Source organism: Leucobacter aridicollis (assembly GCF_013409595.1).
GTDB lineage: Bacteria > Actinomycetota > Actinomycetes > Actinomycetales > Microbacteriaceae > Leucobacter > Leucobacter aridicollis.
On record NZ_JACCBD010000001.1, the window covers coordinates 907,876 to 929,359 of the forward strand.

Genomic DNA, 21,484 nt, shown 5'->3' on the forward strand with positions numbered 1-21,484 from the left:
GAGTTACCCGAAGAGTGCCGGCCAGAGCGCGAGCGCGAGGGGATACCCCACGAAGCTCACGATATCGAGCAGCAGGTGCGCGACGATCAGGGGGAGTGAACGCCCCCACCGCTGGTACACCCAGCCGAACACGAGGCCCATCACGACGTTTCCGATGAAGCCGCCGAAGCCCTGGTAGAGGTGGTAGCTGCCCCGGAGCAGGGCGCTCGCAATGATCGTCGCCCAGACGCTCACGCCCAGCCGTTTGAGTCTGTCGAAGAGGTACGCGACGACGATAAGTTCCTCGCTGAGCGCGGCGCGGGCGGCGTTGAGGATGAGCACGGGGACCGTCCACCAAAACGCGTCGAGCGTCGTCGGAACGACGGTCGTGTTGATGCCGATCCACTTCGCGAAGAGATAGAACGCCAGGCCGGGAATGCCGATGACGGCGGCAAGGAGAAAGCCGTTGCCCGACTCGCGCAGCCAAGGCCAGCCGCCTCGTCCACTCGCAAGCTGGGTGAAACTCATTCCTCCGGGGGCGCCGGTGAGCGTCAGCGGACGGGCGCCGAGGCCCAGGTCCCCGAGGTGCGGCTTATGCTCCCGCCAGAGTAGGAATGCAACGAGCGCAACCGGCGCCAACCCGCCGACGATCCCGAGGAGCTGGTACGCGAGGTCGAAGTACTGCTGGCCCGACATGGGCCGGTTGATCGTCGCGGTCTGGTTCGCGAGCGCGGTGTCCTGCGCGAGCCGCTCAAGGATCGTGATGATCGCCCGTGCGCCCGCATAGCCGAACGAGAGTGCGAGCACGATCGCGAGCTCCCAGCGGAGTCTCGGTCGGAGTTCTGGGGGAGCAAGGTCACGGCGATGTTCGGTCACAGGCTCAGCGTAGCCGGGTGGGTGGCGCAGTTGCTTGGATTGCGACGTGACTTTCGATTCCACCCCCAACACACCCACAGCGCCCTACGGGATATGGAGGGAGGTAGCTTCCGTATGTCGAAGCAATTGCATGATTCGCACAAGTTTCCGTCACATGCGGGGGATTGCTTTGGCAGTGGCTCGTAGGGCGGTCACGACTACGTCACGAGGGATTCCTAGATTCGCTTCCCTGGTTAGCTTTGGCTTAAACTGCTCCACGGAAATACCTACATACTCTGGACCCATTTTCCGGCGTGCTCCGCACGTCACTTCGGTACGGGTCAGGAGTCAATACAAGGAGGAAACCAGTGAAGCGTTCACGCATTGGGGTGGGCATTGTTGCCCTCGCCGCAGCGGGCTCCCTGGCACTTGCCGGTTGCTCGACCGGCGGAGGCGACAAGGGCGGCGACAGCAACGGCGGCGGGGGAATCATCACCGCTAACGGCTCGGAGCCCCAGAACCCGCTCATCCCGACCAACACGAACGAGGTAGGTGGCGGCAAGATTCTTGACGCTATCTTCGCTGGCCTCGTGAGCTACGACGCCGACGGCGCGCCGCACAACGAGGTTGCAGAGTCGATCGAGCCGAACGAGGACGCATCTGAGTTCACGATCAAGCTCCGCGAGGACGCAACGTTCACCGACGGCACCCCCGTCAAGGCTGAGAACTTTGTGAAGGCCTGGAACCAGGGCGCGAGCAACGAGCTCCAGCACCTCTCGAACTACTTCTTCGAGGACATCGAGGGCTTCGAGATCAACGATGGCCCGGATGGCGAAGCCGGCACCGACGACGACGTCTACGGTGCTGTCGGAGACATGTCGGGACTCGTTGTCGATGGCGACTACGAGTTCACCGTGAAGCTCAAGCAGCCCGCATCGGACTTCCCGCTGCGCCTCGGCTACTCGGCCTTCTACCCGCTGCCCGACGTTGCCTTCGAGGACCTCGAGGCATTCGGTCAGAACCCGATCGGCAACGGCATGTACAAGGTCGACGGCGAGGGCGCTTGGGAGCACGACGTGCAGATCAAGCTCACCAAGAACGAGGACTACAACGGCCCCCGCGAGGTCAAGAACGATGGCCTGACCATCGTCTTCTACGCTTCGCAGGACGCGGCGTACGCTGACCTCCAGGGCGGCAACCTCGACGTGCTCGACGCGATCCCCGATGCGGCACTCGCGAACTTCGAGTCGGATCTCGGCGAGCGCGCCGTGAACCAGCCGGCAGCGATCTTCCAGTCGTTCACCATCCCGGAGCGCCTCGAGCACTTCAGCGGTGAAGAGGGCAAGCTCCGCCGCGCAGCCATCTCGATGGCGATCGACCGCGACGAGATCACCAAGGTGATCTTCGACGGCACCCGCACCCCCGCGAGCGACTTCACCTCGCCCGTCATCGACGGCTGGAGTGACAAGCTCAAGGGCGCCGAGGTCCTCGAGTACAACCCCGAGGAAGCGAAGAAGCTGTGGGCTGAGGCCGACAAGCTCGCTCCGTGGACCGGCTCCTTCGAGATCGCGTACAACGCCGACGGTGGCCACCAGGCCTGGGTCGACGCTGTGACCAACTCGGTCAAGAACACCCTCGGCATCGACGCGGCTGGCAAGCCGTACCCGACCTTCGCTGAGGCTCGCACCGAGATCACGAACCGCACTATCACGACTGCCTTCCGTACCGGCTGGCAGGCTGACTACCCGGGTCTGTTCAACTTCCTCGGACCGTTGTACGCAACGAACGCTGGCTCGAACGACGGCGACTACTCGAGCGCTGAGTTCGACGGCCTGCTCAAGCAGGGCGCGCAGGAGACCGATCCGGCAGCAGCGAACAAGCTGTTCCAGGAGGCACAGGAAGTTCTGCTCGCAGATCTCCCCGCAACTCCGCTGTGGTACTCGAACGTGGCCGGTGGCTTCGGCGAGTCGGTAGAGAACGTCCAGTTCGGCTGGAACTCTGTACCGCTGTACCAGGACATCACCAAGAAGTAGTGCACTTCTTTTAGGGCCCCGGGCGAGAGCTCGGGGCCCTAACCCCGTCTTGACGGCCTACACGGCATTTACAAAGCGGGAACACAGAGTCGTGCGAACCGGAGACACCGGAGTCTCGACTTCGCATCGCGCAACCACAGCGAGAGAAACAACTAGTTATGCATACGCAGTCTGAACGGGGGACGACAGCAACATGCTGAGATACATCGTTTTCCGCATCCTTCAGGTCGTCCCAGTGCTTTTGGGGACAACCTTCCTGATTTACTTCATGGTGTTTGCCATGCCCGGCGATCCCATCATCGCCATGTTCGGTGACAAGACCCCGAACCCCATCGTGCTCGAGAAGCTGCGCGCGCAGTACAACCTCGACAAGCCCTTCATCGTGCAGTACCTGCTCTACCTCAAGGGAATCTTCGTCGGTGACTTCGGCGTGAGTTTCTCCGGCCAGCCGGTCAGCACGATCCTCGCCCGCACATTCCCGGTGACCGCGACGCTCGCAGTCATGGCAATTGCGATCGAGTTCGTCCTCGCAGTCGTCATCGGCCTCTTCTCCGGTCTGCGCAAGGGCAAGCTGTTTGACAACGTCAACCTGCTCATCGGCCTCCTCCTCATGAGTGTGCCGATCTTCGTCATCGCCTTCATCGCGCAGTACTTCTTCGCGATCGAGCTCGGCTGGTTCCGCGCAACAGCGGGCCCCGGCGCTCCGATCAAGGATCTCCTGCTGCCCGCGATCGTGCTCGGCGTCTCGCTCTACGCGACCTCGATGCGCCTGACGCGCTCCTCGGTGATCGACACGCTGAACCAGGACTTCGTTCGCACCGCCTACTCGAAGGGTCTGTCGCGCAACCGCGTCGTCCCCGTGCACGTGCTCCGCAACTCGCTTATCCCGACCGTCACCAACAGTGCGGCGAACTTCGGCGTGCTGCTCGTTGGCGCGACCGTCACCGAGGGCATCTTCAACGTGCCCGGCGTCGGCAACACGCTGTACCAGGCGATCCTCCGCGGCGAGAACGCCACCGTCGTGTCGTTCGTCACGATCATGGTGCTGTTCTACCTCACCGTGAACCTCATCGTAGACCTGCTCTACGCCGCGCTCGACCCGAGGATCCGTTATGCCTGAGTCACCGAAAAATTCCTCGCAGAAGCGTCCCCCGATCGAGCACTTCGTCGCACCATTCGACGAGAACTCCGTTCAGGCTGTTGACGCTGTCAAGGTCAGCGAGACGAAGTCAAACCTTTGGAGCGACGCGTGGAAGGACATGCGCCGTCGCCCCATGTTCTGGATCTCGGCAGTCATCATTCTGCTCGTCCTCGTCGTTTCGGTATTCCCGACCCTGTTCACGCAGGTTGACCCCCGACTGTGCCAGCTTGCACAGTCGAACGCTGGTCCCTCCGCTGGGCACCCGCTCGGATTCAACAAGCAGGGCTGCGACATCTACTCGCGCGTTATCCACGGCACCTCGACTTCGGTCTCCGTTGGTCTCGTTGTCATCGTGATGACCTTCGTTATTGGCATCGTGATGGGCGCGCTCGCCGGCTACTTCGGTGGCTGGGTTGACACGATCCTGTCGCGCCTTGGCGACATCTTCTTCTCGATTCCCTACATCCTCGCTGCTGTCGTCGTGATGAGCGTGATGAGCGAGCACCGGAACATTCTTGTGATCTCGCTGGCAATCGGCGGCTTCTCGTGGCCGGTGACCGCGCGTATTTTGCGTGCAGAGATCTTCAGAGTAAAGAACAGCGACTACGTCATGGCGTCGCGCGCGCTTGGCCTGTCCGGTCAGGGCACGCTGTGGAAGCACGTGCTGCCGAACTCGATCGCCCCGGTGATCGTTGTGACGACGCTGTCGCTGTCCGCGGCAATCGTCGCCGAGGCCACGCTGTCGTTCCTTGGCGTCGGGCTTCCGCCGAAGGACTTTATGAGCTGGGGCCTCGACATTAGCGCCGCACAGGGCGATCTTCGCACCAGACCGCAAAACCTTATCTACCCGTCAATCGCGCTCAGCGTCACCGTCCTCGCATTCATCATGCTTGGCGAGGTCGTTCGTGACGCGCTCGATCCGAAGGCGAGGGCCCGCCGATGAGCGACATGCAACCGCTGCTCAGCGTGCGCGACCTGAAGGTCGCCTTCAAGACAGACAAGACGGCGAAAGAGGTGCTTCACGGCATCAACCTCGATGTCTACCCGGGCGAGACCGTGGCGATCGTCGGCGAGTCGGGTTCCGGCAAGTCAACGACCATGCACGCGGTGATCAATCTGCTTCCCGGCACCGGTGAGATCACCGGCGGCTCGGTGCAGTGGAACGGGCGCGAACTCGTCGGTATTGGCCGGCGCGAGATGGAGTCCATCCGCGGTCGCGAGATTGGCCTGGTTCCGCAGGACCCGATGTCGAACCTCAACCCTGTGTGGTCGGTCGGCTTCCAGGTCGAAGAGGCGATCCGCGCAAATGGCCTCGCGAAGAGCAAGAAGGACGTGCGTGCGCGCGCGATCGAGGTGCTCGAGCAGGCCGGACTGCAGGATGCTGAGAAGCGCATGAAGCAGTACCCGCACCAGTTCTCGGGCGGTATGAAGCAGCGCGCGCTCATCGGTATCGGGCTCTCGGCGAAGCCGGAGCTGCTCATCGCTGACGAGCCGACGAGCGCCCTTGACGTGACGGTTCAGCGCGTCGTGCTCGATCACCTCGCCAAGCTCACGAGTGAGCTCGGGACCGCGGTGGTGTTCATTACGCACGACCTCGGCCTCGCAGCCGAGCGCGCCGAGAAGCTCATCGTGATGTACCAGGGCAACATCGTCGAGTCGGGGCCGAGCCGCGAGATCCTCCAGGATCCGCAGCACCCCTACACGAAGCGCCTGGTCGCCGCGGCGCCGAGCCTCGCCTCCCGCCGGATCGGTTCGGACGCGGTGATCCCGGCAGCTCCGACGAGCACCTTCGACGTGGCGGCGCTCGCGGAAGCTGAGAGCCGCGGTGGCAAGGTCGGGGAGCCCCTCATCGAGGTGGAGAACTTGCGCAAGGTGTACAAGCTGCGCAAGGGGAACTTCAGTAGCGAGGACTTCGTCGCGGTCGAGGGGGCGAACTTCACGATTAACCGTGGCGAGACGCTCGCGCTCGTTGGCGAGTCCGGCTCGGGCAAGTCGACGATCGCCAAGATGGTGCTCCAGCTTGAGGAGCCCACCGGCGGCACGGTGAAGATCGCGGGGAAGGACACCGCGAAGCTGAACGGGCGCGAACTCTTCGACCTGCGGCGCACGCTGCAGCCGGTGTTCCAGGACCCCTACGGATCGCTGGACCCGCTGCATAACATCGGCAACACCATCATGGAGCCGCTCAACATTCACAAGGTTGGCGACATGGCGAGCCGAAAGCAGCGCGTGAACGAGCTGCTCGACCAGGTGTCGCTGCCGCGCGAGCTCGCAACGAGGTACCCGAACGAGCTCTCGGGCGGCCAACGCCAGCGCGTTGCTGTCGCTCGCGGACTCGCGCTCAAGCCGGACATTCTCGTCCTCGATGAGGCCGTGTCCGCGCTCGACGTGCTCGTGCAGGCGCAGATCCTCGATCTGCTCGCCGAGCTGCAGCGCGACCTCGGGCTGACCTACCTGTTCATCACACACGACCTCGCGGTTGTGCGCCTGATCGCGGATCGCGTGTGCGTGATGCAGCAGGGCAAGATTGTTGAGCAGGCGACGACCGAGGAAGTGTTCGAGAACCCGCAACAGGAGTACACGAGGAACCTCCTCGCGGCGATTCCTGGCGCGTCGATCGAGCTTGGCGTCGGTAGCGTCGGCGATCACGTTGCCCACACCACTGCTGCCGGAAGCGGCACTGCGCCGTTCGCAGGCGGCGGTCAGGCTGGTGCGCAGGGATAGCAAATCTAGTTGGGGGCGACACTGAGCGCCGCCCGCTAGGTCACAATTCGTGGGCCATTGTCACAAGCGGTTTTTCGCTTGGGGCAGTGGCCCACTAGTGTGTGAAGTGATCTGAAACGCAATTAGTACGAGCATCGAAGCACGTATGAGTTTCCAATGGAGGAAGAATTGAAGAAGACGCTATTTACTTCTGTCGCACTCGCGGGCGCGGCGGCCCTGCTGCTGAGCTCGTGCGCGTCTGGCGGCGATAATGCCGGTGGCGAGAGCGGGGGATCGGGCGGCGGCGCGGTCACCGTCGGCACGACCGAAACGGTCACCTCGCTCGATCCCGCAGGCGCATACGATAATGGCTCGTTCGGAGTGATGACGAATGTCTACCCGTTCCTGCTGAACAACCCCGTGGGCGAGTCGACCGTTTCCCCGGATATCGCAGAGTCGGCGGAGTTCACCGCTCCGACCGAGTACACGGTGAAGCTGAAGCCAGGCCTGACGTTTGCCAACGGGAATGAGCTCACGAGCTCGGACGTGAAGTTCACGTTCGACCGGCAGGTCGCCATCGCGGATCCGAACGGGCCGTCGAGCTTGCTCGCGAACCTCGACAGCATCGAGACCCCTGACGACACGACGATCGTGTTCAAGCTCAAGTCTGAGAACGATCAGACGTTCCCGCAGGTGCTGTCGAGCCCGGTCGGACCCATCGTCGATGAGGATGTCTTCCCGGCAGACGCAATCCTCGACGACCAGGAGCTCGTGAAGGCTAACCCCTTCGCCGGCCCCTACGCGGTGACCAACTATGACAAGGGCAATCTGATCGCCTATCAGGCGTTCGATGGCTATGAGGGCCTCTGGGGCGCTCCCAAGACCGATTCGATCAATGTGAAGTACTTCGCGAACGAGTCGAACCTTAGCCAGGCGATCGAGACCAAGGCAGTCGACGTCGCCTTCCGGAACATCTCGGCGACCGACGTTGAGAAGTTCGAGGGCACTGACGGCCTGAACGTCGTCAAGGGCCCGGGCGGTGAGATCCGGTACATCGTGTTCAACTTCAACACGCAGCCGTTCGGCACGGGCGTGGACGGGGCTGACCCGGCGAAGGCGCTCGCAGTGCGTCAGGCTGTCGCGGACTCGCTGGATCGCGAAAAGATCTCGACCGAGGTGTTCAAGGGAACCTACACCCCGCTGTACTCGTACATTCCCGAAGGTCTCCTCGGCGCGAATGAGTCGCTGAAGGGCCTGTACGGTGATGGCGACGGCGGCCCGGACGCTGAGCGCGCAGCCAAGCGGCTCTCCGATGCTGGCGTTGAAACGCCTGTGAACCTCAAGCTGCAGTATGCGGGGGAGCGGTATGGCGCAGCCTCGGCAGAGGAATACGCGCAGATCAAGTCTCAGCTCGAGGCCGACGGCCTCTTCACCGTTGACCTGCAGTCGACCGAGTGGGGCCAGTATACCGAGGACCGCGTGAAGGATCTCTACCCGGCGCACCAGCTCGGTTGGTTCCCCGACTACTCTGATCCTGACAACTACCTGACGCCGTTCTTCTCGCCGGACAACTTCCTCGTGAACCACTACGAGAACGCCGACGTCGTGAAACTCATCGACCAGCAGCGGGTGACGGGCGACGAAGCAGAGCGCGGCAAGCTGCTCGAGCAGGCGCAGGACAAGCTCGCGGAAGACCTTTCCACGCTGCCGATGCAGCAGGGCGCGCAGGTTGCAGTTGCGGTTGACGGTGTGGACGGGGTGACGCTTGACGCGTCGTTCAAGTTCCGCTTCGGGTCGCTCACGAAGTAACTTGGTTCGGCGGGCGGGGGCGCGACGCGCCTCCGCCCGCCTACCGTGTCTCTGAATTCCTGCAATGGTAATTACAGAAGCCGCCCCTGCGGTGACCGCACGCGCGAAGGTGAAGGGTGGTGGCCTCGGACGTTTTATCCTGTGGCGCGCGCTCCTCATCATCCCCACCGTCTTCATCCTGGTGACGATGGTGTTCCTCCTGATGCGAACACTCGGCAACCCGATCTCGGCCTCCGTCGGAGACAGGCTGCCCCCGGCTGAGCTCGCCAAACGCGTCGCCGAGGCTGGCTATGACCGCCCGCTGATCGTGCAGTACCTCGAGTACCTCGGCCAGATATTCACTGGCAACTTCGGTGTCACATTCAGTGACCGCCGGCCGGTGACCGAGGTGCTCGTAACCTTCGGGGCTGCGACCCTGGAACTCGCTGTCTACACCCTGATCGTCGCGCTCGTCGTGGGCATCCCACTCGGCATCCTCGCAGCCTACTACCGTGACCGTGGCCCCGATGCGGTGCTGCGCGTCTTTGCGATCTTTACGTACGCGACGCCAGTGTTTTTCTCTGGCCTCATCATGAAGCTCATTTTTGGGGTGTGGCTCGGGTGGTTCCCCGTGTCTGGTCGTGCCTCGATCGCCACCGAGTTGCAGCTGCAGACGCTGGCAAACCCGAGCGGCATCTATCTCATCGACGCAATACGGACTGGTTCGTTGGCAAACGTGGGCGATGTGCTTTCCCACGCAGTGCTCCCTGCACTGACGCTTGGCATGATGACCGCCGGGATCTTCCTCAGGCTCGTCCGCACAAACATGATCGGTACGATCGGGCGCGAATACATCGACTCCGGCCGGTCGCGCGGAGTTGGCGAGTACCGCCTTGCCACGAAGCATGCCTTCCGCCCAGCGCTGATCCCGATTATCACCGTGATCGGTCTCCAGATCGCGATGCTGCTCGGTGGCGCCGTACTGACTGAGACCACGTTCGAATGGAAGGGACTTGGCTTCCAGCTGGCCCACTACCTCAGTGCGCGCGACTTTGTCGCTGTGCAGGGCATTGTCGCGCTGCTCGCGGTTATTGTCGCACTGTCGAACTTCATCGTCGACGTTGTCGCCGCCCTCATCGACCCGAGAGTGAGGTATTGATATGTCGACCGAAATCATTCCCGTCGTGCCTCCGCGCGAGCGTGGGTGGCATAACCTTCCGCTCGTAAAACAGCTCCACCAGAGCGTTGGCCTGCAGCGCGGGATGCTGATCACCGGCCTCGTGCTTGTCGCTATCTTCGCGCTTGTCGCGCTGTGTGCCCCGATCCTTGCGCCGTACTCCTATTCCGCGTTGAGTGGACCAGACGGTGACTTTGGGTCGCTCACGGCGCCGTCTGCCGCCCACCCACTGGGCACGACAATCGCCGGTTATGACGTGCTGTCGCGTGTCATCTGGGGTGCACGCACCGCGTTCCTCGTTATCGTGATCGCTGTCGTGAACTCGATCTTTGCCGGCACGATGCTCGGATTGCTGTCGGGGTACGTCGGCGGCGCCCTCGACCGGGTGCTCGTGATGATCGCGGACGCGATCTACGCCTTCCCGTCGCTGCTGCTCGCAATCGTGCTCTCGATCGTCATCTCCGGTGGGCAATCGAGTTTGTGGGGCGGCATTTGGGCTGCGTCGCTGTCGATCACGGTGGTGTTTATCCCGCAATACTTCCGGGTCGTGCGATCCGAAGTGGTGCGAGTGAAATCGGAAGCATTCGTCGAATCGGCGCGCGTGGTCGGGGCGAGCCGCGGACGAATCATGTTCCGGCACGTGCTGCGCAACTCGACCCGTTCCCTGCCACTGGTCTTCACGCTCAACGCGTCTGAGGCAATTCTCACCCTCGCGGGCCTCGGCTTCCTCGGGTTCGGTATCGAACCGAACTCGGCCGCGGAGTGGGGCTATGACCTGAACAAGGCGATCGCAGATGTGACGAACGGGGTGTGGTGGACGAGCGTCTGGCCCGGACTTGCGATCGTGCTCGTCGTCATGGGCCTCACGCTGACCGGTGAGAGCCTGAATGACCTCGCGGATCCGCGGCTGCGGAGCCGCCGGAAGGCGAAGGCGGGCAGCGGCGTCGTCGCAGCTACCGCGCCGACAACAACGGAGAAAGGGGAGCGCGATGAGTAAGGTACTCGATATTCGCGACCTCGAGGTCACGTTTGCGACGGACCACGGCGACGTGAAGGCCGTCGATGGCGTCTCGCTCGCCGTGCAGCCGGGGCGCGTGCTCGCCGTCGTCGGCGAGTCGGGATCCGGCAAGACCGTCTCCGCTCGGACCGTACTTGGGCTACTGCCCGAGACCGCGGTCTCCCGCGGGTCCGTGCTGCTCGCGTCGCGTGACGGCAGCGGAACGAGCGACGTGCTGCAGCTGTCGGCCGACGCGCTGCGCGCGGTGCGGGGCCGGGACGTCGCGATGGTGTTCCAGGAGCCTTCGACGGCACTGAACCCGGTGTACACGATCGGGTGGCAGATCGCGGAGGGGCTGCGGGCGCACGAGAAGCTCTCAAAGAAGCAGCTTCGGGCGCGGGCGGTCGAGATGCTCGCGCTCGTCGGGTTGCCCGATCCCGAGGAGCGGGTCGACTACTTCCCGCACCAGCTGTCGGGCGGGCAGAAGCAGCGCGTCATGATCGCGATGGCGCTCGCACTGAAGCCGGGCCTCATCGTCGCCGATGAGCCGACGACGGCGCTCGATGTGACAGTGCAGGCCGAGATCCTCGACCTGCTGCGCAAGCTCAGGGACGACCTCGGCACCGCGATCCTGCTCATCACGCACAACATGGGTGTCGTCGCCGACCTCGCCGACGATGTCGCCGTGATGTACCAGGGCAAGGTCGTCGAACAGGCTCCTGTCGCCGAGGTGTTCGCGAATCCCCGCGAGGACTACACGAAGCAGTTGCTCGGCGCCGTGCTCAAGCTCGGTGACGGCAGGATCCGCGCCGCGGATCGGCCCTCCGATACTGCCGCGGGCTCCGCGAGCGCGGGGGAGGGCGCCCCAGCGCTCGTCGCCGCGCGCGGGCTCGAGATCCAGTATCCGGGCAGGCTCGGGCGGCCAGGTTTCAAGGCCGTGCGCGGCGTCGATTTCGAGATCCGGGCAGGCGAGGTCTACGGCCTCGTCGGCGAATCAGGATCGGGCAAGTCGACGATCGGCCGCGCGATCGCCGGCCTCACGGACGCAACCGGCGGCTCGCTCACGGTGCTCGGCCACGAGATGGTCGGCTTCAAGGAGCGGGCGTTCAAGCCGCTCCGCAAGCGCATCGGGTTCGTGTTCCAGGACCCCGCGTCGAGCTTCAACCCGTTGCTCACGATCGCGGAGAACGTCGCCGAACCGCTCATCGTGCATCGCGTCGCGCGCTCGCTGCAGGAGGCGAGGCCGCGCGTCGACGCGCTGCTTGAGTCCGTGCAGCTCCCGCGCGCATACGGCGACCGGTACCCGCACGAGCTCTCGGGCGGGCAGCGCCAGCGCGCCTCGCTCGCGCGCGGCCTCGCGCTCGACCCGCAGCTGCTCATCGCCGACGAGCCGACGAGCGCGCTCGACGTCTCGGTGCAGGCGCGGGTGCTTGAGCTGTTCACCGAGCTGCAGTCCGAGCTCGGCTTCGCGACGCTGTTCATCACGCACGACCTCGCCGTCGTCGACGCGCTCGCCGACCGCGTCGGCGTGCTGTACCGCGGCGAGCTCGTCGAGAGCGGCCCGACCGCCGAGGTGCTGCGCGCGCCGCGTGAAACCTACACGCAGCGCCTGCTCGCGTCGCTCCCGGTGCCCGACCCCGTCGAGCAGGCCGAGCGGCGAGAGCTCGCCCGCGCGCTCAGGGAGGCGGAGGGGCTGCAGTAGCGGCGCCGATCCTGATCTGCCGCGTTCCAGGTCGCCGCCCCCGCATTCCCGCGGCGGGCGGCGACCTACTACGCTAGAGGGGCGCCCGTGCCGTGCGGCACGGGCAGGGTTTCCGGGGCAATCGTCGCCCCGAGGTCCGTCTCGGCCCGCTTCGCAACTCGCGCATTTCCCGCGCGGGTCGCGAGTTGCGCCGTGAACGGGTATGATAGAACGTTCGCTATTTTATGATCGTGAGGATCCACCCCTATGGCTCTTGCCACACGCGAAGACCTTCGTAACGTCGCCATCGTCGCACACGTCGACCACGGCAAGACCACGCTCGTTGACGCCATGCTGCGTCAGACGAACTCCTTCGACGCCCACGCCGACGTCGATGACCGCGTCATGGACTCCAACGACCTCGAGCGCGAGAAGGGCATCACCATTCTCGCGAAGAACACTGCCATCAGCTACGAGGGCGAGCACGCGAAGAACGGTCCGATCACCATCAACGTGGTCGACACCCCGGGCCACGCCGACTTCGGTGGCGAGGTCGAGCGCGCACTCTCGATGGTTGACGGCGTCGTCCTGCTCGTCGACTCGTCCGAGGGCCCGCTGCCCCAGACCCGCTTCGTGCTGCGCAAGGCGCTCGAGGCGAAGCACCCCGTGATCCTCGCGGTGAACAAGACCGACCGCCCCGACGCCCGGATCCCCGAGGTCGTCGGCGAGGCGCAGGACCTGCTGCTCGGCCTGGCGTCGGACATCGCTGAAGAGCACCCTGACATCGACGTTGACGCGATCCTCGACGTGCCCGTCGTCTACCTCTCGGGCCGCGCTGGCGCATCGAGCCTGAACGAACCCGCCAACGGCACGCTCCCCGACGGCGACACCCTCGAGGCGCTCTTCGGCGTGATCCTCGAGCAGGTTCCCGCACCAACGTACGATGACGAGCACCCGCTGCAGGCGCACGTCACGAACCTCGACTCCTCGCCGTTCCTCGGCCGTATCGCGCTGCTGCGCGTGCACAACGGCTGGATCCACAAGGGCGAGACCGTCGCCTGGGTCAAGAGCGACGGCACCCAGCAGAACGTGCGCATCACCGAGCTCATGCTCACCAAGGCGCTCACCCGCTACCCGGCAGAGAAGGCCGGCCCCGGCGACATCGTCGCGATCGCCGGCATCGAGGACATCACCATCGGTGAGACCATCGCCGACGCTGAGGACACGCGCCCGCTGCCGCTCATCGAGATCGACGAGCCGGCAATCTCGATGACGATCGGCGCGAACACGTCGCCGCTCGTCGGCAAGGTGAAGGGCCACAAGCTCACCGCCCGCATGATCAAGGACCGCCTTGACCGCGAGCTCATCGGTAACGTCTCGCTGAAGGTCGTCGACACCGACCGTCCCGACGCGTGGGAGGTGCAGGGCCGCGGCGAGCTCGCCCTGTCGATCCTCGTCGAGAACATGCGCCGCGAGGGCTTCGAGCTCACCGTCGGCAAGCCGCAGGTGGTTACGAAGCAGATCGACGGCAAGACCCACGAGCCGTACGAGCACCTCACGATCGATACGCCCGAGGAACACCTCGGCGCGATCACCCAGCTCCTCGCCGCACGCAAGGGCCGCATGGAGAACATGGTGAACAACGGCACCGGCTGGGTTCGTATGGAGTTCATCGTCCCCGCGCGTGGCCTCATCGGCTTCCGTTCGGAGTTCATGACCACGACCCGTGGCACCGGCATCGCGAACGCGATCTCGCACGGCTACGACGAGTGGGCAGGCCAGATCGTCACCCGGAACAACGGCTCGATCGTCGCCGACCGCTCCGGCGTCGTGACCCCGTTCTCGATGATCAACCTGCAGGAGCGCATGAGCTTCTTCGTGCAGCCCACGCAGGAGGTCTACGAGGGCATGGTCATCGGTGAGAACTCGCGCTCCGAGGACATGGACGTGAACATCACCAAGGAGAAGAAGCTCACCAACATGCGTGCGGCCTCGTCTGACTCGTTCGAGTCGATGACCCCGCCCCGCGTGCTCACGCTCGAGGAGAGCCTCGAGTTCGCCCGCGAGGACGAGTGCGTCGAGGTGACCCCCGAGGTCATCCGCATCCGCAAGGTCGAGCTCGACGCCACGTCGCGCGCTCGCTCGGCCTCGCGCCTGAAGAACCAGAAGTAAGCGCTTACTCGCGCTTCGCGCCCGCACTCTGAGCCTGGCTCGGGGTGCGGGCGTTTCTGTGTCCGCGGTCGTTGCAGCCGCGTATGATCGGGTCATGGCTCTCCTCTACGCAGACACCACGCTCGTCCCGTCCAAGCTTGAACTCATCGCCGAGTGGCTCCCGAAGCAGCCCTGGTTCACGGGCGACGTCGCCCAGCTCGCCCGCGTTTCGGGCTACCGCCTCGACGACCCGGAGGGCGAGGTCGGTATCGACGGGATCCTCGTGTCGGCGGGGGAGGATAAGGTCTACCACGTGCCGCTCACGTACCGCAGCGCGCCGCTCGACGGCGGCGAGGCACACCTCGTCGGAACGACCGAGCACGGCATCCTCGGCACGCGCTGGGTGACCGCAGCGACCGGTGACCCCGTCTACCGGGCCGTGCTCGCCCAGGTGATCGCGCAGGGCGGCTCGGGGAGCGAAGAGCTTCTGCACCAGCCGGACGGCTCGACGGTGCCACGCGAGATCGCGATGCCGATCCACGGGTCGGGAGAGCCCGGCGCGCAGGTACCCGAGCTGTGGGCCGCCGAGGTCTCGCTCGCCGACGGCGTCAGCGTCGCCTCGACGGGCTTCGCGACCCTCAGGGTCATCCACGTGCCGCAGGCCGACGCCCCGGCCGCGCGCGGCGCCGCAGGCACGCTCACGGCGACCTGGCCGGGCCAGGAGACGCCCGTCGTGATCGCCACGCTGGACTAGTGGCGTTCGCCGGGGGCTTGCACCATCGGGCTGCCCGCCAGCCACGGGCGCTCGCGCAGCGCGCGGGGGCGCGAGGCGTGTCGCCCGCGTGACGCGCCCGCGACATGCGGTTGGCCCGCCCGTTTTCGCTTTTCGCGAGTGACCCGATAGAGTATTCCTTGCGCGAAAGCGTAAATCGGGATGTGGCGCAGTTTGGTAGCGCACGTCGTTCGGGACGACGGGGTCGCAGGTTCAAATCCTGTCATCCCGACGAAATGGCCCGGAACATTGTTGAAATCTCAACGAAGTTCCGGGCCTTTATCGTTTCCTCAGAATTCCGATATCGGAAACATCCCACATTTATCCCACATGGGAAATTACGCGGCGAGTGCTTGAGCTCTCCGCTCCTCAACCAAATCGACAACTTCAGCAATTTTGTCGGGCCAGAGTGCGGCATAAGTGTTCAGCGTTTCTGTCGCATCTTTGTGCCCAAGCATCTGCTGAACAAGCTTCACATCCGCGCCGGCCGCGATTGAGAGAGTTGCCGCTACGTGGCGAAGGTCATGGATCGTGAATCCAGTATCGAGCCCCTGCCCATCGCGTATCTTCTTCCAGATCCGGTTGTACCAATTCCGGTCGTTGATCGCTTCACCGCGGGCCGACTGGAATACCCAGTCGTCTTCGTTCATGTCCGTGACGAGCGTTTCTATCTCCTCGATCAAGAAACCCGGGAGCGGTATCTCACGGCTCTCCCAGGTCTTTGGCGGGCCGGTCTTTCGTTTGCCTTCGCGGTCGATCGTCCAGGTGCGGTTGATCTTCGCACGGCCAACTGTCAGGTCGAGATCACCAACCTTCAACGCGGTCGCTTCCCCGATGCGAGGGCCGCAGTACGCGAGCAGACGCACTAGCGCGGCGTCGCCTGGTCTCCGAGTGATGTCTGAGGCGGCCTCAGCGAGCATTTCGACCTCTTGGTAGGTCAGCGTCGGCAGGCCCTCCCGTTCGCGCTCGTCGCGGGGGAGCTCGACGTGCTGCAGCGGGTCGCGCGCAAGCCAGCCCTCCGCGACGGCGTACCGGATCGTACCGCCGAACGTCAGCCCAACGATGTGCTGAACGTATGTTGGCGCGAGGGGACGCATCGCTTTAACCTTCGCCTCGCCATCCGCTTTGGCTCGGGCCTTGTAGCTGTGTGGCGCCGTGCCGGCCATCAGCTCTTTCACCCACTCATCGATGTGCTCGCGTCGAATCGCGCCGATCTGTACGCCTGCCCACTTCGGGAGTACGTAGTTCCTCAGTTCGCGGTCGTAGCGCCGGAATGAGGAACCCTTGAGCCGGTTCTTGGAACCCAGCCAGATCGCGGCTACTTCATCAAACGGCCGCTCACGATGTGACGGGTCGACATAGCGGCCAGTACGAATATCGTCCTCGAGCTCAGCCTCAAACGACTCGGCATCGGAGCGCTTCTTGAACGACTGCTGTCGAACCCGCCGGACGCCTCCGTCTTCCTCATACCAGCGAGTAGCCCAACGCGACCCCTTGCCAAACTTCGAGGTTCGGAAATGCTCTGGGAGCGTCTTGAGAGACTTGAGCTGTTGCGCGGTTGGTGCGATCCGCTGTTCAGTTCCGTCGGGGAGCGTGACGACAGTGTCTTTCACCCAGAGATCATCGACCCATGCTCTAGCCATGTGCTGCTCCAATTCTCATCGCCCATTGCCCCTCGCCCATCTTGGGATCTAGGTACACGACGTCGCCGAGACGTTCGAACCGCAGCGCTTCCTCGCGCTGGCGCTTGCGTTCCTCGTTGTAGGCCACGAACTGTTCTCGTGTGACTCCGAGCTCGAGGCAGATGCGGTCATAGTCCTGCGTCATCGCCAGCTGCGCGTCAAACTCCCTTGGGTCGATCAGCCGCTGTGCTGAGTGAAGGTTGGCCCGGGCCTCGAAGCGGTGATGATGGCCAGGTGGGTCATTATGTTCGGCATGGTCACACTCGTGAGCGAGGATCGGCATTTCGAACTCTTGAGGTAGATCAATGTCGAGGATGATTAGCCGCTGCGCGGGAAACCATCCGCCGTAGTTCATAGTGAGCTTGCGTCTGACGACGGGGATCTTCATGCTGTCGGCATGCTCCCAAGCGTCATACAGTGTTGTCACCTCGTCACCTTCCTGAAAATGGGTGCAGTCAATCGCCTGGCCCCGCCGTGGGGTCAGTGAGGGGGAGCTAGTCGCGGTCTGCGGCTAGGGCGTGTGGTCCTGAGGTAGATCCGTCTTGGGGTGTGCGGCTAGGCCCCACTCCTCCTCGACGTTCTCCGGGACTTCGATGTCGCTCTCGGTTTGGACATTGTTACCCGCTCCACCGACATTCAGATCTTGCGACTCAAGACGTCGGCGTTCACCGCGGAGGATCTGGTTCACCTCGCGTTGCATGTGCTTAGGCGTTATCCCGGCAGAGATGATGGCCAGCCCACGTTTGCGAGCACGTCGTTGCAGTTCCTCGAGGAGCTCCCCGTCGGAGGCTTCCTTGAGAGCCAGGGCGAATTCGGAGACTCCTTCATGGTCAGCCCTGTCGGAAAGGGTCATTCTTTGGACCTCAAGGTTGTAGTCGATTTCAGCGAATGGATCGGGACGCTGAGCCCCATCGGACAAATCGTCGCCGAAGAATCTGCGCACCTTGTACTCAGCTTTTCGTGCGACTCCGACTCTTTCCCAGTTGGTGATCGTCCTTGTTGACACTCCGAGCTGTTCAGCAAGCTCCTCTTGCGTGAGATTGCGGCGCTCGCGCGCGTCTCTAAGTTCGTTCCATGAGATGACCATGCCTACATTCTTCCCGCCGAGGCAAGGATTGGCAAGTTTTGCGGGCAATAAATGCTGATAATTCGCGAATTGCGGATAATGTTACTTGCCAGAGTTGCTGAATTCGGCAGTAGTTGCCTAGTCTGGACTCATGTCAACTAGAAACATCAACGGCCCCGCCGTCGCGGTCATCCGGGAGCTGATGGGCATGCGGAAGGGCGAATTTGCTCGACGTGTCGAAATCGATCCGGGCTATCTCACCAAGATCGAGGCTGGATCTCGTCAGCCGTCACCGGCAGTCATGAAACGGATTGCATTTGCGCTAGGTGTGTCCATCGAAGTGGTGACCTACCCAGTTAATGCCGAGGCGGCTGCTTGATCCAATCAGGCGAATGCCCGATGAACCACTGCCGAAATCACCGAACCAGTTTCTTTACGAGGAGAAAACACTATGACCAGCACAAGCATTATTGAAACCCGAGGCGGAGAGCTCACGATCTCCTCCGAGATCATCGCAGAGCGAACCGAGAGAGACCATCCCTCGATTCTCAGGACTATCGCCGAACACGAAGAGGCATTTGCTGAATTCGGCTTGGTCCGATTTGAAATCCGACCAAGAGTCGCGGGCCAGCATGGCGGCGGAGAGGTCCGGTTCGCGATCCTGAACGAGCATCAGGCAACTTTGATGATGACGTTCATGCGCAACAGCAAGATCGTGAAGGCCTTCAAAGTTGAACTGGTCAAGCAGTTCTACAAGATGCGTCAGGCTCTCACCGCACCTGCTGTGGCGGCGCACAAAGCACCTGAGGTGCTCGACCTCAAAGGGCAGGCAGCAATCCTGCGCACGTTGAGGAGTTCGCTGCAGCCTGACTATGCCGATGCGAAGGCTCGTGTCCTTCTGGCCCGTGCGATGGGCGATGAGGCCGAGATTGACCCCGCAAGGCGCCCACTTGACGTACAGAGCTACCTCGAGAGCCGAGAGATCCCGACCTCGGTCCTTCGATCGAGGCGCGGACAGTTCGGAACCCTTGTCGCCAAGGAGTACCGCGCCGAGTTCGGGGAATCACCGAAGAAGGTTGAAAGGTTCGTAAATGGTGTTCCGAAGCAAGTGAATGGCTATACCGAAGAGCACCGCTACCTTTTCGACCGGGCCTTCCCGAAGGACAAGGTCCTTGCTGAGTATGTGGATGGCGATCCCGAACAGCTCTCTCTTGGTGGCTTCTAGTGACCGGTGTCATCGATTGGCTGTACGCGTTGACGGCCGCCACGATCATCATCTGGCTTTACCGCAACCGACGCGACCTTCGGTGAACAGCCTTCGCGTTTTCCACCAACCACAGATCAGCACAGAAAGGCGCAACGTGAGTGAAGTCATCCAGTTCCCGAACGCGAAGCCACCCACCGATGACCCAGTTCCTGACCTCCCGCTTGTTCTCTCACCGGCTCAACTCTCCGAGCTCCTCACCGTTTCGGTGAAGACGATCACCCGGTGGAGAGAAGACAAGGTCGGGCCGCCGGCGTTCAAACTCCCCGGTGGACGGTTTTACCGGTATCGCAGAGACGAGGTCATCGCCTGGATCGATGACCTGGCAAAGAAAAAGCCCGGAGCTGCAACCCCGGGCCAGAACACAAACCTCTAGGGAGAGAATCATGTCTGAAGTACAGAGTATCAACATCGTCGAAGACGCGGAAGGCGAACTGCGCGTCTCGTCACTGATCATCGCCGGGCGCACCGAAGTGCAGCACAAGAACGTGATGGACCTGGTGAGGACTTACGCGGACGAACTAGCAGAGTTCGGCCCACTCGCGTTTGAAACGCGAATGGGTGTCCCGCTCCCACAAGGCGGCTTCGCAAAGGCAACCGAGTACGCGCTGCTTAGCGAACACCAGGCCACACTTCTAATCACGTTCATGCGCAACAGCCCGATCGTGCGCGAGTTCAAGGTTGAGTTGGTGAAGCAGTTCTATGCGATGCGTCAGGCGCTCGCTGTCTCGCAGTTCGCGCCCCCACAAACGTACTCAGACGCGTTGCGTGAGCTTGCAGCAACGGTGGAGAAGAACACGGAGCTGGCGCAGAAGATCATCGCCGACGAACCCAAGGTCGACTATGTGGACACTTTCGTCGCTGACGGTGACTTGCGAATCCTCCGCAACGTGGCGAAGTCGATCGGTATGACTGAAACGGAACTGCGCACCGACCTGCTGGCACGCAAGTGGATCTACGTCGAGCACATGACGCGCTGGTCAGAGTCGAAGCAGGAGAAGGAAACCGTCTCCCGGTATTCGCCGTACGCCCACAAGGCCGAGTACTTCCAGCCGATACCGAACCATCTGGCGCCACGGTTCAAGGGCGAGGTCATGCACACGCTGAAGGTGACGCCGGCAGGCGCTGTAGCTATCGCGCGACTGTACGGTAGGCACCTCGCCGCGGTTGAGGCGGTGTCGGCATGATTGGGCTGCGCAGCATGAGGAAGGCCCGGCGTTTGGGCGCCGGGCCGGGGCTTAAAGCTTCGAGGGGAAGTCAAATAGGCCCTGTGGGGACTCTAACCCGGGAACGGTCAGAAGAAAAGGAAAAGTTGCGTCGTGAGGCGGTGCCGGCATGAGCGCCCTGCTGTGGAAATGGGAAGGCCCGGCCTTGGGGAAGCCGGGCCAAGGCAGGGGGATTGCTTGGGGAAGCGTCTGCCTATGGGGGACTCTAGCTGTGTTTACGTCGAACCGGAAGAGCGAATTAGGGCGAGAGGCGGTGTCGGCATGAGTGCGCGACGCCGTTCACGTCGTGAAGCGGAATACCGGGCCTTGGTTGACGCCCTTCGCGTCGGTCCAGTCGATCTTGAACACACCCGTGCCTGCATCGCTGACCATAAGCAGGATGGCGTCTTTTGGTCGGCACTTGTTGACTGGGGCGTCCGGGTGAAGCTCGAACTCCGAGTTTCCAGTGATGGCGATGTCCACGTTGTGCGCTTCGATGTCGCCGATGTTCTCAATGATGACGATGCGCGTCTTGAGTCTGCTGTCTTTGATCGACCAGGTGACAGACCAGTCAGCAGCGAGTTTCTTGGCTTCGGAGCGGCGCCGGAGGAACGAGACAAGTTCGTTCAGCCCAATGGTGGAGGCAGCCGTGATGACCGCGATGAGGATGCTGACCCAAGCGCTGACCATGAGGCAAAGCCTACATCTTGGGGCGAAGCGGTCTGGGCTGCTTTGGAAGGCCGCTCGCGTGGGGTTCGACTGGCTTTGACCGCTTCCGAGTAGCAGGCGTTCGCGCCACTTTCTTGGCCCTTGCGACATAGGGCTAGCCACGCTTTACCCAAAATCGGGCCGGTCGGCCTCAAAACCGTCCGGTTCACGACATGGCCTAAACAGCCGCCCACCGTCACGAGGGCCCCCTTCACCGGGCGTCCCATGACTGACATATCGGGCATTGAACTGAATAGAAGATAACCGGCGCGGATGGTGCGG

General features: G+C 63.1%; 19 protein-coding genes and 1 tRNA gene. 15 read left to right on the top strand and 5 right to left on the bottom strand.

Annotated features, from left to right (window positions below; translation table 11 throughout):
- Window positions 1-3: 3 nt before the first annotated feature.
- Window positions 4-855 (bottom strand): CPBP family intramembrane glutamic endopeptidase, encoded by an 852-nt coding sequence (locus tag BJ960_RS04095; protein WP_185986363.1) that lies wholly within the window; start codon window positions 853-855, stop codon window positions 4-6.
- Window positions 856-1,202: 347 nt separating this feature from the next.
- Between BJ960_RS04095 and BJ960_RS04100 the strand changes: the two genes are divergently transcribed.
- The 11 genes from BJ960_RS04100 to BJ960_RS04150 all read left to right on the top strand — a co-directional run bounded on the left by BJ960_RS04100 (window position 1,203) and on the right by BJ960_RS04150 (window position 15,509).
- The gene (locus tag BJ960_RS04100) at window positions 1,203-2,867 is read left to right on the top strand and encodes a peptide ABC transporter substrate-binding protein (protein ID WP_121075295.1); all 1,665 of its coding nucleotides are present in this window, start codon (window positions 1,203-1,205) and stop codon (window positions 2,865-2,867) included.
- 193 nt (window positions 2,868-3,060) lie between these two features.
- The gene (locus tag BJ960_RS04105; protein WP_121075292.1) at window positions 3,061-3,987 is read left to right on the top strand and encodes an ABC transporter permease; all 927 of its coding nucleotides are present in this window, start codon (window positions 3,061-3,063) and stop codon (window positions 3,985-3,987) included.
- A complete protein-coding gene (locus BJ960_RS04110) occupies window positions 3,980-4,951 on the top strand; it encodes an ABC transporter permease (protein WP_121075289.1) in 972 nt (323 codons plus the stop codon). Before BJ960_RS04105 ends, BJ960_RS04110 begins: the two co-directional genes overlap by 8 nt.
- A complete protein-coding gene (locus BJ960_RS04115; RefSeq protein WP_185986364.1) occupies window positions 4,948-6,732 on the top strand; it encodes a dipeptide ABC transporter ATP-binding protein in 1,785 nt (594 codons plus the stop codon). Before BJ960_RS04110 ends, BJ960_RS04115 begins: the two co-directional genes overlap by 4 nt.
- A 156-nt stretch (window positions 6,733-6,888) precedes the next feature.
- Window positions 6,889-8,520, top strand: a complete 1,632-nt coding sequence (locus BJ960_RS04120) for an ABC transporter substrate-binding protein (protein WP_121075283.1) — start codon at window positions 6,889-6,891, stop codon at window positions 8,518-8,520.
- 64 nt (window positions 8,521-8,584) lie between these two features.
- The gene (locus BJ960_RS04125; RefSeq protein ID WP_185986365.1) at window positions 8,585-9,658 is read left to right on the top strand and encodes an ABC transporter permease; all 1,074 of its coding nucleotides are present in this window, start codon (window positions 8,585-8,587) and stop codon (window positions 9,656-9,658) included.
- Between the two features lies 1 nt (window position 9,659).
- Window positions 9,660-10,673, top strand: coding sequence for an ABC transporter permease (locus BJ960_RS04130; RefSeq protein ID WP_185986366.1), 1,014 nt, complete (start codon window positions 9,660-9,662; stop codon window positions 10,671-10,673).
- Window positions 10,666-12,375, top strand: a complete 1,710-nt coding sequence (locus tag BJ960_RS04135) for an ABC transporter ATP-binding protein (protein WP_185986367.1) — start codon at window positions 10,666-10,668, stop codon at window positions 12,373-12,375. The genes BJ960_RS04130 and BJ960_RS04135 overlap by 8 nt, the downstream gene beginning before the upstream one ends.
- 246 nt (window positions 12,376-12,621) lie before the next feature.
- Window positions 12,622-14,526 carry a translational GTPase TypA gene (gene typA, locus BJ960_RS04140; protein ID WP_121075271.1) on the top strand — a complete coding sequence of 635 codons (1,905 nt, stop codon included), beginning with the start codon at window positions 12,622-12,624 and terminating at the stop codon, window positions 14,524-14,526.
- 94 nt (window positions 14,527-14,620) lie between these two features.
- Window positions 14,621-15,259, top strand: a complete 639-nt coding sequence (locus BJ960_RS04145) for a maltokinase N-terminal cap-like domain-containing protein (protein ID WP_185986368.1) — start codon at window positions 14,621-14,623, stop codon at window positions 15,257-15,259.
- A gap of 176 nt (window positions 15,260-15,435) precedes the next feature.
- A tRNA-Pro gene (locus BJ960_RS04150) sits at window positions 15,436-15,509 on the top strand.
- Window positions 15,510-15,615: 106 nt separating this feature from the next.
- On the opposite strand, the gene BJ960_RS04155 is transcribed toward BJ960_RS04150, so the two are convergent.
- From BJ960_RS04155 to BJ960_RS04165, 3 genes are all read right to left on the bottom strand, one after another.
- The gene (locus BJ960_RS04155; RefSeq protein ID WP_185986369.1) at window positions 15,616-16,920 is read right to left on the bottom strand and encodes a tyrosine-type recombinase/integrase; all 1,305 of its coding nucleotides are present in this window, start codon (window positions 16,918-16,920) and stop codon (window positions 15,616-15,618) included.
- Complete coding sequence (locus BJ960_RS04160) at window positions 16,913-17,386, bottom strand: hypothetical protein (protein WP_185986370.1); 474 nt, start codon at window positions 17,384-17,386, stop codon at window positions 16,913-16,915. The genes BJ960_RS04155 and BJ960_RS04160 overlap by 8 nt, the downstream gene beginning before the upstream one ends.
- A gap of 84 nt (window positions 17,387-17,470) precedes the next feature.
- The gene (locus BJ960_RS04165) at window positions 17,471-18,046 is read right to left on the bottom strand and encodes a helix-turn-helix domain-containing protein (protein ID WP_185986371.1); all 576 of its coding nucleotides are present in this window, start codon (window positions 18,044-18,046) and stop codon (window positions 17,471-17,473) included.
- Window positions 18,047-18,176: 130 nt separating this feature from the next.
- Here BJ960_RS04165 and BJ960_RS04170 point away from each other — a divergent pair, with 130 nt between their 5' ends.
- The 4 genes from BJ960_RS04170 to BJ960_RS04185 all read left to right on the top strand — a co-directional run bounded on the left by BJ960_RS04170 (window position 18,177) and on the right by BJ960_RS04185 (window position 20,476).
- The gene (locus BJ960_RS04170; RefSeq protein ID WP_185986372.1) at window positions 18,177-18,404 is read left to right on the top strand and encodes a helix-turn-helix domain-containing protein; all 228 of its coding nucleotides are present in this window, start codon (window positions 18,177-18,179) and stop codon (window positions 18,402-18,404) included.
- Between the two features lie 72 nt (window positions 18,405-18,476).
- Window positions 18,477-19,250 carry a Rha family transcriptional regulator gene (locus BJ960_RS04175; RefSeq protein WP_185986373.1) on the top strand — a complete coding sequence of 258 codons (774 nt, stop codon included), beginning with the start codon at window positions 18,477-18,479 and terminating at the stop codon, window positions 19,248-19,250.
- Window positions 19,251-19,386: 136 nt separating this feature from the next.
- On the top strand, window positions 19,387-19,665 hold the full coding sequence (locus BJ960_RS17150) for a helix-turn-helix transcriptional regulator (protein WP_185986374.1): 279 nt from the start codon (window positions 19,387-19,389) through the stop codon (window positions 19,663-19,665).
- A 10-nt stretch (window positions 19,666-19,675) separates the two neighbouring features.
- Window positions 19,676-20,476 (top strand): Rha family transcriptional regulator, encoded by an 801-nt coding sequence (locus BJ960_RS04185; RefSeq protein WP_202229181.1) that lies wholly within the window; start codon window positions 19,676-19,678, stop codon window positions 20,474-20,476.
- 318 nt (window positions 20,477-20,794) lie between these two features.
- On the opposite strand, the gene BJ960_RS04190 is transcribed toward BJ960_RS04185, so the two are convergent.
- Window positions 20,795-21,184, bottom strand: coding sequence for a hypothetical protein (locus BJ960_RS04190; protein WP_185986375.1), 390 nt, complete (start codon window positions 21,182-21,184; stop codon window positions 20,795-20,797).
- Window positions 21,185-21,484 lie beyond the last annotated feature (300 nt).